We start from the raw sequence: 12307 nt of genomic DNA, 5'->3' as shown, positions 1-12307 counted from the left end.
AATGGCACGTATCGATCTTAAAAGCCTTGCGCATTCATACTTTCCCGATCCGAAATCGGATGCGGATTATGCGCTGCGTCGCATGGAACATGTTTGGGAAGATGGTGGGGCTTATGCCCTTCTCGGCCCGTCGGGCTGTGGCAAGACCACGTTGCTCAACATCATTTCCGGCCTTCTGACCCCGTCGGAAGGACAGGTACTGTTTGATGGCAAGGATGTCACCAAACTGGCCCCGGAAGAACGCAACATCGCACAGGTTTTCCAGTTCCCGGTGATTTACGACACCATGACCGTTTACGAGAACCTTGCCTTTCCGTTGCGCAATCGCGGTGTTGATCCCAAACGGGTTGACGAACGGGTGCGTGAAATTGCCGGAATGCTCGATCTGACCGGCAAGCTTAAGCAAAAAGCACGCGGTCTGGGCGCGGATGAAAAACAAACCATTTCACTGGGCCGTGGTCTGGTGCGTGATGATGTGTCGGCCATCCTGTTTGATGAACCGCTGACCGTGATCGATCCGCATCTGAAATGGGTTCTGCGCCGCAAGCTCAAGGAAATTCACAACAAGCTGCGCCCGACCATGGTTTATGTCACCCATGATCAGGTCGAAGCCCTGACCTTTGCCGACAAGGTTGTTGTCATGTATGGCGGCAAGGTTGTTCAACTGGGCACGCCCCAGGAACTGTTTGAAAATCCAGCCCATACCTTTGTCGGATATTTCATCGGCAGTCCCGGCATGAACATCATGGATTGCAACATTGATGATGGTGCTGCCTGGATTGATGGGCAACGCATCGCGCTTACCGACCGTCATCTTGATGCCGTTTCCAAACAAACCGGTAAGATTGAACTGGGCATCCGGCCAGAGTTCCTGAAACTTGAAACCGGCGACGGGGTCAGCAGCGACAACGGCGTTGCGGTCAATATCACCAAGGTCGAGGACCTCGGCCAGTACAAGATTGCAACCACCCGGTTCGGAACATCCGACATCAAGGTCAAGCTTGGCGAAGACGCCCAAATCATCGGTCAGTCCGGCGTGCTGCGTTTTGCACCTGAATGGACCAAACTTTACGCCGACAGTCAGTTGGTCGCGTAAGGGGGAATGGGGAAATGAACAAAATTACCAACAACAAGGCCTGGTTCCTCGTTCTGCCGGTCTTCTTTATCGTCGCCATCAGCGCGATTATTCCGCTGATGACCGTTGTGAACTATTCGGTTCAGGATATTTTTGATCCGCAAACGCGGTTCTTTGTCGGCACCGAATGGTTTGAACAGGTTCTGGGTGATCGCCGCCTGCATGACGCGCTGATCCGTCAGATCGTCTACACCATGAGCGTGCTGCTTATCGAAGTTCCACTGGGCATTGCGGTTGCGCTGACCCTGCCGCGCAAGGGCTGGGGTGTTTCGGCATCGATGGTTCTTCTGGCCTTGCCGCTTCTTATTCCATGGAACGTGGTTGGCACCATCTGGCAGATTTTCGGTCGTGCCGACATTGGCCTTGGCGGCTATGTCATCAACATGCTGGGCATTGACTATAATTATTCCCAAAATCCGATGGATGCATGGGTTACGGTTCTGGTGATGGATGTCTGGCACTGGACCAGTTTGATTGTGCTGCTGTGCTATGCCGGTTTGCGGTCAATCCCGGACGCCTATTATCAGGCCGCCAAGATTGATGGCGCGTCGAACTGGGCGGTGTTCCGGTTCATCCAACTGCCGAAAATGCAGTCGGTTCTGGTGATCGGTGTACTGCTGCGTTTTATGGACAGCTTCATGATCTATACCGAACCGTTCGTTCTGACGGGCGGCGGGCCGGGTACGGCCACCACATTCCTCAGCCAGTTCCTGGTGACGATTGCAGTGGGTCAGTTTGATCTTGGTCCGGCGGCGGCATTCTCGTTGATCTATTTCCTGATCATTCTGCTGGTTTGCTGGGTTTTCTATACCGTCGTGATGAACGCCGGAAAGCGGGAGGAACAATAAAATGCGGTTCCAGAAACGTCATATCGCACTCATTCTTTACATACTGTTCCTGTTGCTGCCGATCTATTGGCTGTTCAACATGTCGATCAAGACCAATTCGGAAATTCTCGGTGCAATGACCTTGTTCCCGGACAATCCGACACTGGCGAACTATGCAACGATCCTGACCGATCCGGCGTGGTATTCGGGCTATATCAACTCGATGATCTATGTTGCGATCAACGTGGTCATATCCTTGGCGGTCGCCCTGCCAGCAGCCTATGCTTTCTCGCGGTTTAACTTTGTCGGCGACAAGCATCTGTTCTTCTGGCTTTTGACCAACCGGATGGCACCGCCTGCTGTGTTCTTGCTGCCGTTTTTCCAGCTGTATTCAAGTGTCGGTCTGTTTGACACCCATATAGCGGTCGCCCTTGCGCACTGTTTGTTTAACGTGCCGCTTGCGGTGTGGATTTTGGAAGGTTTCATGTCGGGTATCCCCAAGGAAATCGACGAAACCGCCTATATCGATGGCTATTCGTTCCCGCGCTTCTTTGGCACGATCTTCATTCCGCTGATCCGTTCGGGCATCGGGGTGACGGCATTCTTCTGCTTCATGTTCAGCTGGGTGGAATTGCTGTTGGCCCGCACCCTGACATCGGTTGATGCAAAACCGATTGTCGCCACCATGACCCGTACTGTTTCGGCATCGGGGCTTGATTGGGGTGTTTTGGCCGCAGCGGGTGTTTTAACCATCGTGCCCGGGGCCTTGGTGATCTGGTTTGTTCGAAACTACATCGCCAAAGGTTTCGCGATGGGCCGCGTGTAATCGGAAAACAGGAGGAATAATAATATGTCTTGGATGGCCTGGACCCCGATTACGGCAGTGTTTTTCAGCTGCATTATCCTGATGCTGATCGGGATGGGAATTTGGCAGACAGTTTCACCAACGGTGCCACGTCGCGGCTTCTTGCCGCTGACCACCACGCGCGGTGATCGCCTGTTTATCAGCCTTCTTGGCGCGGCCTATATCCATTTGGGCTGGCTGGCATTTACCGATGCCGCCCTGTGGGTTGCGTCAATCATAGCACTTTTCTGGCTCTTCATTGTGATGCGCTGGGGATGAGAAACCAGACCGGCACGGCGTCCTACACCCGTGCCGGTCTTAATCCATTCATTACGGTGGGTACCCGTCTTCCCCCACTGTTGATGACCGGTTCGACCGGACGAGAAAAAGGAAGACGATCAGGGAGAAACGACATGATCGTTAAGTTTAAGGGATCCTCTGCCGTAATCAAAGGCAGTGCAGTTGCCGTCGCCCTTGGCCTTGCAGTGCTGGCAAACCCAGCATCCGCAGACCAATATACCGACGCAGCGAAGAACTGGATCGACAGCGAATTTCAGCCGTCGAGCCTGAGTAAAGATGCCCAGATGGCCGAACTTGAGTGGTTCATCAAAGCCGCAGAACCGTTCCGCGGCATGGACATCAACGTGGTATCGGAAACCATCACCACGCACGAATATGAGTCCAAGGTTCTGGCAAAGGCGTTCTCGGAAATCACCGGGATCAACATTACCCATGACCTGATTGGCGAAGGCGATGTTATCGAAAAACTGCAAACCCAAATGCAGTCAAACCGCAACATCTACGACGCCTATATCAATGACTCGGACCTCATCGGCACCCATTCGCGTTATGACGCGGTTGTGCCGCTGACTGACTTTATGGCCGGCGAAGGCGCTGATGTGACCTCTCCGACGCTTGATCTGGACGACTTTATCGGTCTGTCCTTTACCACGGGCCCGGATGGCAAGCTTTATCAGCTTCCTGACCAGCAGTTCGCGAACCTTTACTGGTTCCGGTATGACTGGTTCCAGCGCGATGACCTGCAAAAGCAGTTCAAAGACAAATATGGCTATGATCTTGGTGTTCCGGTCAACTGGTCGGCTTACGAAGACATCGCCGAATTCTTCACCAATGACGTGAAGGAAATCGACGGTCAGAAAGTCTATGGCCACATGGATTATGGTAAAAAAGACCCGTCACTGGGTTGGCGCTTTACCGATGCGTGGCTGTCGATGGCTGGTGCTGGCGACAAGGGTATCCCGAACGGCCTTCCGGTCGACGAATGGGGTATCCGTGTTGAAGGCTGTGCGCCTGCTGGCTCAAGTGTTACCCGTGGTGGTGCCGCAAACGGCCCGGCAGCGGTTTATGCTTTGACCAAATACATTGATTGGCTCAAAGCCTATGCGCCGCCAGAAGCCGCTGGCATGACCTTTGGTGAAGCTGGTCCGGTTCCGGCACAGGGCCAGATCGCGCAGCAGATCTTCTGGTACACTGCCTTTACCGCCGATATGGCGAAAAAAGGTACGCCGGTTGTGAATGACGATGGCACGCCGAAATGGCGTATGGCACCGTCCCCGCATGGCCCGTACTGGGAAGAAGGCATGAAGCTTGGTTATCAGGATGTGGGTTCCTGGACGTTGATGAAGTCCACCCCGCTTGAGCGCCGTAAAGCTGCATGGCTCTATGCACAGTTCACGACCTCCAAATCGGTATCGTTGAAAAAGACCCTGACGGGCCTGACACCGATCCGTCAGTCTGACCTGGATACTCAGGCCATGACCGACATCGCACCGAACTGGGGTGGTCTGGTTGAATTCTATCGCTCACCTGCCCGTGTTCAGTGGTCCCCGACCGGTACCAACGTTCCTGATTATCCAAAACTCGCTCAGCTCTGGTGGCAGAACGTTGCCGAAGCTGTGACCGGGGAACGGACCCCGCAGGAAGCAATGGATAACCTTGCGACTGCGATGGACCGTGTGATGGAACGTCTCGAACGAGCAGGCATCGGTGGTGAATGCGCACCGAAGCTCAACGAAGAGCGCGATGCACAGTACTGGTTCGACCAGCCGGGTGCACCAAAACCGTTGCTCGACAACGAAAAACCGCAGGGTGAGACCGTTAAATATGACGATCTGATCGCGGAATGGAGTGCTGCCCAGTAATTCGGGCTTCACTACTGGGGGTGTCGGGGGTGATTTTTCATCCCCGACCGTCCCTTCCCAAAACCACCATTTGTACCACCAACGCTTTCAAAGACACCTTTTTCATTAAGTCATAAGACCTACAAATAAAAACCCGAGACGTCCGAAAACGGATGCGAAATGTCCCAAACGGGAATGTCTGCCTCAACAATAAGAACTGCGGCAAGACAGGGAGGAAACAGTGAATAGCGCCATTCAAAAACGTCGCGCTGGCCTTGGCATTCAAGGTCGGCTAATGGCTTCTTTTGCTCTAATTTTGGTACTGGCCGGGGTTTCATCGGTCGTATCATGGGTGTCGTTTGGTAACAGTCGCGACCTTGTCGCCGACATCACCACCGACAGTCTGCCGTCAATCATTCGCCAGATGGAACTGGCAATGGATGGGGTTGGCCTTGCAGCGCAGGCCCCCGTTCTTGCCGCGTCCCGCAATGCCGACGAGTTGGCCGCAACACAGGCGCGCCTTGATACATTGATTGCTGATGCCCGGCTGCGACTGACCGAAATTGCTGCGGCCAATCCCGAACCGGTGATGATAGACGTTTCCGCTCCACGTGACGAAAACGCTGAGGATTCAGCATCGGAAGATGACACACCCTCAGAGCCCGAACTGGTTGATGCGATCCCGACCCTGACCGCACAGCTTGATGACATTGTTGCCCGCCGTGAAACCCTGCATGATCTGACTACCCAGCGCCTTGAGATTGAAAAAAAGCGCGGTGATCTGACGCTTGATATGGTTTTTGCCTATGCCGACCTGTCGGAATTCCTCAATCCGCTGGTTGAGGTGGTTGATATAGATGTGTCACGCGGGATTTCCCGGGTTTCGAATGGCAATCTTGATGCCGCCGCAACACTTGAAGAAACCATCGCCTTTTCACAGCTGATTGCTGAAATACGCGCCAATGTGAACCTTGCCTTTGGCATGTTGACCGCTGCTATTGCCGTACCCGAGGGGGAGGCGATGGATGAAGTCCGCAACCAATGGAGCTGGGCGGAATTGCGCATTTCCGATGCGCTTGAAGAATTGCCCGACACTGATGATGGCAACCAAATTCGCGACCTTGCCAAGGCCCTTTTGGCGTATGGCACGGGCGGCAAGAGTGTGTTTGATCTGCGTGAAACCGAATGGGACAATCAGTATCAGACCGAACAAACCCTTGAAGCAACACTTGCCAGTGCCGAGGCCCTGTCGCATTCCATCACCTTGATGGTCGATGGCAAACGGATCGAGGTCGATGCCAATGCCACCGATGCGCTGTCGCAGGTGGTGCGTGATCAAAAAGTGATTGCGTTTATCGGTATCGCTGTTCTGGTGATTTCGCTTTTGATCCTGATTTTCTATGTCCGGGGCAACCTGATCAAACGCCTTTTGCGGGTGATTGATGGCATGCGCCGTGTAGCCAACGGCGATCTTTCGACCGAGGTCAAAGATCAGGGGCGCGATGAAATCGGGCGCATGGCCGAAATCCTTGGTCAGTTTCGCGAAACCAGCCTTGCCGCCCAGCAGGCTGAAGAAAAGGTTGCCCGCGAACGCGAACACGCCGAAACCGAACGCAGGCGGGCCATGCTCGATCTCGCAGATGCGTTTGAGGCCTCCATCATGCAGGTCGCGCAAGGGGTTGCCCGCGAAGCGGAAAACATTCAGGCAACCTCAAATCAGGTGCGGGACCGTGCACAGGCCGCATCTTCGAATGCGACCGGTGTTGCCGGCGCGTCCGAGGAAATCTCGATCAATATGGCGTCGGTATCTGATGCCACGCATTCACTGTCTGAACGGGTACAGGATACCGGCCATCGGGCACAGAAATCTGTTACTGCCGCGACCAGTGCTGTCGATGCCGCGCAGCGCACCAATGCCACGATGCATGAACTTGAAACCGGTGCGCAGGAAATCGGCGAGATCCTTAACCTTATTCAGGACATCGCCGCACAGACCAACCTTCTGGCACTCAATGCCACCATCGAAGCCGCCCGCGCGGGCGAAGCCGGTAAGGGCTTTGCCGTGGTTGCGCAAGAAGTCAAAAACCTTGCCAATCAGACCGGGTCTGCAACAGATCGTATTGCCGAACGGATCAATGAAATTCAGTCAACCACCGGCATCGCGGTCAAGGCGATTGCCGGTATTCGCGACAGCATCACCGGTATTCATGAAACCGTCGGCGAAATGTCCGATGCGGTCAGCGAGCAACAGGAATTCGTCGCCGAAATCGCCCGCAATGTCGAACAATCCGCCACCGCGGCGGGTGAAATGAACAGCACCATCGCACAGGTCAGCACGGCGGCAGATGATAACCTGCATGCCGTGGATGGCCTGCGCGATGCGACAGATCGCCTGCGTACGCAATCTGATGATCTGGGCAATCGTGTTCGTGATTTCCTTACCACCATTCGTTCAGATCAACCAGCAGACCACGCTTCTGACCAAAACCACGACATGCGCCCAACCAGATCCTCCCTGCCATGAGCGAACTTGCCGGGGCAAATACGGTGACTGGACCCCAATTACCGTATCCGCCCCGGCGCTTTTTTCGCCCGTAGCACAGTAAAAATGTTAGACAGAATTCCATGAAAACCTTGATCGCCCATTGTTCAAAGTCTGCCGTGTGCAAGACTGTCCCGCACAAATCGGAAACGTCGGCTTTGCGGCCCACGGCCCTTATGCTGGCCGCATCGCTGACATTGGCCACATTCGCCAGTCAGGCCGATGCGTCATCTGTTCTTGATGATGGTATTTCCGCCTATCGCCATGGTGACTTTGAAAAATCGGCACAGGTTTTCGCCCCCCTTGCCGATCAGGGCAACGCCACCGCGCAGTACCTTTTGTCGTGTCAAATGATCAATGGTGTCGGCGTTAAGGCCAATGAAGACGCCGGATGGACCATGATGAAGGCGTCGGCGGGTAATAAGAACCCGGATGCCAGCATTGTCATGGCCCGCAAACTTGAGGCGACTGGCGCCCCTGCCGATCTGATCCGCACCCTGTATCAACAGGCCGCCGATCAGGGACAAACACAAGCCATGCTGTGGCTTGCCCTTGATGCGCTTGATCAGGGTAAAACCGCCCCGGCAAAAGAATATCTGACCACCGCATGGGAGGCTGATGATCCACGCGCGGCCACCCTTCTTGCCAACCGCTTTGCCGCCAGCGATACCGCACGCTATCAATATCTGCGCCAAGCGGCCGAACGCGGTGAAATGCGCGCAGCAGCCTATCTTGCCGAAGAAGCCAAGTCCCTTGGCGATCCGGCCGAAGCCGTTGGCTGGTGCGCGATTGCCACCGGCCTTCCCGGCCATAGCGAAGATGTCGACTGGAAAACCATTGGCGATGCAGTCGAAAAGAATTGTGGCAAGTTTGACAAGGATCTTGAACCAACGGAGCGCGCAGCCAACCGTGAACGGGTTGATCAGTTTCTGGCCCGGTTCTTTGACGGCTATAAGCCTTGGACGCCGTGGCGCGCCTGTTCGGTCAACTAACCAAATTAAAACAGAGTTACGACCAAATTGATCGAATGGATAATAAAACGCCGTGTCGGGATCGACATCGCACTTATGATCCGGGTGTTAGCCAGCCGCATACGTTAACGTGCAAGAGGGGCATGTCTATCACCCATCACCCTGCTGTTATCTTAAGGGTGCGACATCGTGTTGTTGATATCTGTTTGTCGCCTAAAAGGCATCCTTGGCAGCTTACCCATTTGCCAAAGCACCCCAACCAGCGCAAACGACAAGATATAAGGTCCGTGGAAATACCCTGCGCTGCGAATCGCGGCCATTATCAGGAAACTGGCAAACACCGATAAAATACTATCCCCATATTTGTTAATAATCGCCAAGCTGCTTAATATGAAATAGACGACAATCGCCAATCCAAGCACCCCCAATTCGCCGATCATCTTCAGCAAGACGACACTACCGTCATCCTTATTTAGTGGGCCATGTATAATTTTATAGATCGCGGTGCGTGCAATAGAATCAGCAAAATAGATGTTAAAATGCCCAAGGCCAGAACCAATAATGTCCTTAAGTCCCGACCAAGCCATATCAACGCCGTTGACATAAACCAGTGAGGATAAACTAACTCTTGGGCTGAGATCACCACCGAGGATTTGAAAAAATCCCCATATTCGGCTTGCTAAAGGTGTTATAGGTACAACATCAAAGAGCCGCCAAACAACAATTTCAGCAGCCAAAACACAGATAATCACCGATGTTACAATTGCAATCCGCTCCCAACTTTGGGACCTGAGCATAAATAATACGCAAATAAGTAAAATACCCAGAACAGCTGTTGACGAAATCCCCAAAAGCAATGAGGAAGCGACCAAAATGCTGTAAAGATTAAAATGGCTGCCACGATTGTCTTTCAGGAACATCAAGGGCACTAGCGACAGGGCAACGTGAGATCCTTCACCGTAAAATCCGGTCCCCCCAATTGAACCAAATATGTACATCCTAACGGTATAAAAACCATGCAAACTAAACACATCAAATATCTGCAATGCTTGCAAACATATTTGAGCTGTCAAGAATGGTATGACTAACTCTTTAAAGGTTAAAAATTTATCTTTCAAGCAAAACAAAACAGAATAGAAGACGCCATAAAAATAAAAAACAAAACATATGCATGTCAACGTTGACCGCACATCGAATCCGTTTATCATCGTCCAAGTTATTTGATAAACAACAATAGATGCAGAAAAAACAAATGGAAATATGTCTAATTTTTTAATGATGTAAGGGAAATATATTATGAGGGCTATCACTGAAATTATAACATTCAAACCTACATCGTAATTATCCGGACCTATTTCTATAGCCCAAAGAAATATTGTTGATGCAACAACGAGAGAACCAATAAAGGCGTATATTTTTTCACTTAACATATCATTTTACATTTAATTAATACGATTTTCATGGCTAAAATACTTTACCTCTGCCATCATAAAACAAGATAAATTTCATTACATAAAAATTAATAAAACAATGGCAATGACCGAGTAATAAAAAATTTAAATCTTCTTTTAAGAACAAAACTAAATACAATACTAAAATATTTATAAAAAATACTTATTTCACAATCCTTGAGTAACCATACAAATCCGCACCGATAACACAAAAAATAAACCCAAAATTTACATGTCGCCATTCCTTTATTCTATGTATATTTGATATCTTTCAAAAACTTACTTGATAAGCCCCTCAATCAACTGGCGCGAGTTTTTCGCCCAATACCCCGCCCAACAGCAGCTATGATCAATCTCAGGAACTTCACGCCAATTAACACTATTTGGGGACAGCTGCATCAGGTGACCGAGCTCCTGCTGGGACAATTGAACTGGAATCACCGTATCTTCGCCCGCCAGCAGATGTAGTTGCGGTATTGACGCGGTTTTTGGATAGAAATCAGCCGGGTTTAAAGATTGACCAAGGGAGGATATCTTGTGGTAGTGGGACCAAGCCCTATGATTGAGCAATCCGGAGAGAGTAACAATGGCGTCGATATCATTGCGGCGCGCGGCCACCAACATCGCAACAGATCCGCCCCCGGACCCTCCCACAAGAACCACCCCATGATGCGCCCGCAGGGACAGAAGTTGATCAATGGCCTGACTCATATCTGCGATCACGACTTCATTGAAGCGCGCATCCGTCCACAGAGCAGATTGACAATTAGCGCCGCGACCAGTTTCAATAACGTACTGGCAAGGACGGGCGAGATAAGCCGCGTTGAAATAATCATCGCGCAACGCAACATCCAACATGAACGGATCGCGGGGCGTTGGATCTGGCGATACCCAATTGTCTCTCACCCAGGCAAAGCCATCCCCTTCAATATAAATCACGATTGGCCGTTGCTGCGCACGTTGCGGTGACAAGTAAGTTTTAAGGGTAAAGTGCGGTGTTTCGGCATAAGCTGCGGACCATCTCGCGCCATCCGCCATTTTATCGGCCTGTCGATAGGCATCCGTAGCAGTCAAGGTTTGACAAGCAGATAAAAACGACAACGACAAAAGGGCCAGGCATATTTGCCTGGCCCTTTGAAAAACATGCGACCGCATATCAATCTTGACGGACTAACTAGAAGTTGACGCGCAACATAGCCGAACCAGTGGTCTGGCTATAATCGTCGCGGCCCAACTGAGTCTTAACCTGGAAGGTTCCTTCAAGCATTCCGTCTTTAGACGAAACTGTCAGCCCCAATCCGGTGTCGAATGCGTTGGCATCATCGTTGATCTCATCCGAAAAATCATGCAAATAGGAAAGGCTCGTAAACGGCGTGTATAGTACCGAGGACGTTTCAAAATCGTAGGAAACGCCCCCACCGATACGTCCCTGACTGGTTTGTGCCGTGGTTGCGGCAACAACGTTAGCGTCGCTTTCGGTATAGCCGTCTGTATCTCGATCCGACCACATGTACCCAACATTTGCCTGCAGGCCAAGTCTGTCAAAGCGGAAGTTTTGGGTCAATGTAGTTGCTGCAAACATGGTTTCACCGTCCGTCTCGGACGTAGTTAAACCGTTCTGACGATCCTGATCAACGCTTGACCATGTATGACCAATCATAGCCGCAAAATTCAGGTCATTGGTAATTTCATACAAGCCATAACCGGCAAACGTGTAAGCGTCTTCTTGGTAGTTACCATTATTAAAGGTGGTGTCGATGTCGGATTTAGAATAGCCAAGCGAAATACCGACAAGGAAATCGTCTGTGAGACGGGTGTCGCCGCCGATATTAAGTGCTTTCACGTCGCCATCGAACTCGGTCCCGGCTTTGTCGTCATCTACGTATGTGTAGCTTCCGTTTGCCCAGACGCTGGTTTTGCGCTGCTCTTCACCAGCAGCCAAGCCGTTTTGCAGTTTAGTGTCGAACAAAGCGATGCTTTGTTTATCTTCGCCACCATCCAGTGCGTCCGAAAGACCCCCGCCAAATCCACCGCCGAAGCCGCCGCCGATATTTCCAACCAGAGCATCGAGATGGTTCGAAATGTTGCTGACATTCGCCTGTGTAACAGTACGACCAACGGTCGGCGCAACGACAGTTGCACCCGCAGCGTTTTCACCGGATGTGTAGGTTTCTGCAGATACTTGGAACGCGGTAAAGGCGCAAACGGCGCCAACAACAGCAAAACTAAACTTTGAAATCACAATATGCCTCTCCAACAGCGAAACTTCTATACTTGTTGATATTTATGCGACGGTGGCTCAATCAGAGCAATCAAAAAAAAACACAACAGCCACAAAAAACCCCTACAATAGCAATATGTTGCTCGCACGTTGCGAATTTGTCACTCATTGTGAT

General features: G+C 51.6%; 10 protein-coding genes. 7 read left to right on the top strand and 3 right to left on the bottom strand.

Annotated elements, in window-relative coordinates; all coding sequences use genetic code 11:
• Window position 1 precedes the first annotated feature (1 nt).
• The 7 genes from COO92_RS12520 (at window position 2) to COO92_RS12490 (ending at window position 8481) form a co-directional block, all read left to right on the top strand.
• Window positions 2-1096, top strand: coding sequence for an ABC transporter ATP-binding protein (locus COO92_RS12520; RefSeq protein WP_101302527.1), 1095 nt, complete (start codon window positions 2-4; stop codon window positions 1094-1096).
• A 14-nt stretch (window positions 1097-1110) separates the two neighbouring features.
• Window positions 1111-1983, top strand: coding sequence for a carbohydrate ABC transporter permease (locus COO92_RS12515; RefSeq protein ID WP_022732201.1), 873 nt, complete (start codon window positions 1111-1113; stop codon window positions 1981-1983).
• A 1-nt stretch (window position 1984) separates the two neighbouring features.
• The gene (locus COO92_RS12510) at window positions 1985-2788 is read left to right on the top strand and encodes a carbohydrate ABC transporter permease (protein WP_101302526.1); all 804 of its coding nucleotides are present in this window, start codon (window positions 1985-1987) and stop codon (window positions 2786-2788) included.
• A 24-nt stretch (window positions 2789-2812) separates the two neighbouring features.
• Entirely contained in the window at window positions 2813-3085 is a 273-nt protein-coding gene (locus COO92_RS12505) for a DUF2160 domain-containing protein (RefSeq protein WP_022732199.1), read from the top strand.
• Between the two features lie 134 nt (window positions 3086-3219).
• Window positions 3220-4968: an ABC transporter substrate-binding protein gene (locus COO92_RS12500; RefSeq protein WP_101302524.1), complete on the top strand. Its 1749-nt coding sequence runs from the start codon at window positions 3220-3222 to the stop codon at window positions 4966-4968.
• 220 nt (window positions 4969-5188) lie between these two features.
• Window positions 5189-7471: a methyl-accepting chemotaxis protein gene (locus COO92_RS12495; RefSeq protein WP_101302522.1), complete on the top strand. Its 2283-nt coding sequence runs from the start codon at window positions 5189-5191 to the stop codon at window positions 7469-7471.
• A 101-nt stretch (window positions 7472-7572) separates the two neighbouring features.
• Window positions 7573-8481, top strand: a complete 909-nt coding sequence (locus tag COO92_RS12490) for a tetratricopeptide repeat protein (protein WP_101302520.1) — start codon at window positions 7573-7575, stop codon at window positions 8479-8481.
• A 152-nt stretch (window positions 8482-8633) separates the two neighbouring features.
• On the opposite strand, the gene COO92_RS12485 is transcribed toward COO92_RS12490, so the two are convergent.
• The 3 genes from COO92_RS12485 to COO92_RS12475 form a co-directional block, all read right to left on the bottom strand.
• On the bottom strand, window positions 8634-9890 hold the full coding sequence (locus tag COO92_RS12485) for a hypothetical protein (protein WP_101302519.1): 1257 nt from the start codon (window positions 9888-9890) through the stop codon (window positions 8634-8636).
• A 300-nt stretch (window positions 9891-10190) separates the two neighbouring features.
• Entirely contained in the window at window positions 10191-10949 is a 759-nt protein-coding gene (locus tag COO92_RS12480; RefSeq protein WP_101302517.1) for an alpha/beta hydrolase, read from the bottom strand.
• A gap of 136 nt (window positions 10950-11085) precedes the next feature.
• On the bottom strand, window positions 11086-12153 hold the full coding sequence (locus tag COO92_RS12475) for an autotransporter outer membrane beta-barrel domain-containing protein (RefSeq protein ID WP_165792343.1): 1068 nt from the start codon (window positions 12151-12153) through the stop codon (window positions 11086-11088).
• Between the last annotated feature and the right edge of the window lie 154 nt (window positions 12154-12307).

The sequence above is a fragment of the Thalassospira lohafexi genome (assembly GCF_002844275.1).
Lineage (GTDB): Bacteria > Pseudomonadota > Alphaproteobacteria > Rhodospirillales > Thalassospiraceae > Thalassospira > Thalassospira lohafexi.
The sequence above is the reverse complement of the archived record's forward strand: the minus strand, read 5'-3'. Positions and strand labels throughout refer to the sequence as shown.

Bases quoted from the DNA above. Each gene is read 5' to 3' on its own strand.
- COO92_RS12520 (WP_101302527.1), top strand. From the start codon at position 2: ATGGCACGTATCGATCTTAAAAGCCTTGCGCATTCATACTTTCCCGAT.
- COO92_RS12515 (WP_022732201.1), top strand. From the start codon at position 1,111: ATGAACAAAATTACCAACAACAAGGCCTGGTTCCTCGTTCTGCCGGTC.
- COO92_RS12510 (WP_101302526.1), top strand. From the start codon at position 1,985: ATGCGGTTCCAGAAACGTCATATCGCACTCATTCTTTACATACTGTTC.
- COO92_RS12505 (WP_022732199.1), top strand. From the start codon at position 2,813: ATGTCTTGGATGGCCTGGACCCCGATTACGGCAGTGTTTTTCAGCTGC.
- COO92_RS12500 (WP_101302524.1), top strand. From the start codon at position 3,220: ATGATCGTTAAGTTTAAGGGATCCTCTGCCGTAATCAAAGGCAGTGCA.
- COO92_RS12490 (WP_101302520.1), top strand. From the start codon at position 7,573: ATGAAAACCTTGATCGCCCATTGTTCAAAGTCTGCCGTGTGCAAGACT.
- COO92_RS12485 (WP_101302519.1), bottom strand. From the start codon at position 9,890: ATGTTAAGTGAAAAAATATACGCCTTTATTGGTTCTCTCGTTGTTGCA.
- COO92_RS12480 (WP_101302517.1), bottom strand. From the start codon at position 10,949: ATGGCGGATGGCGCGAGATGGTCCGCAGCTTATGCCGAAACACCGCAC.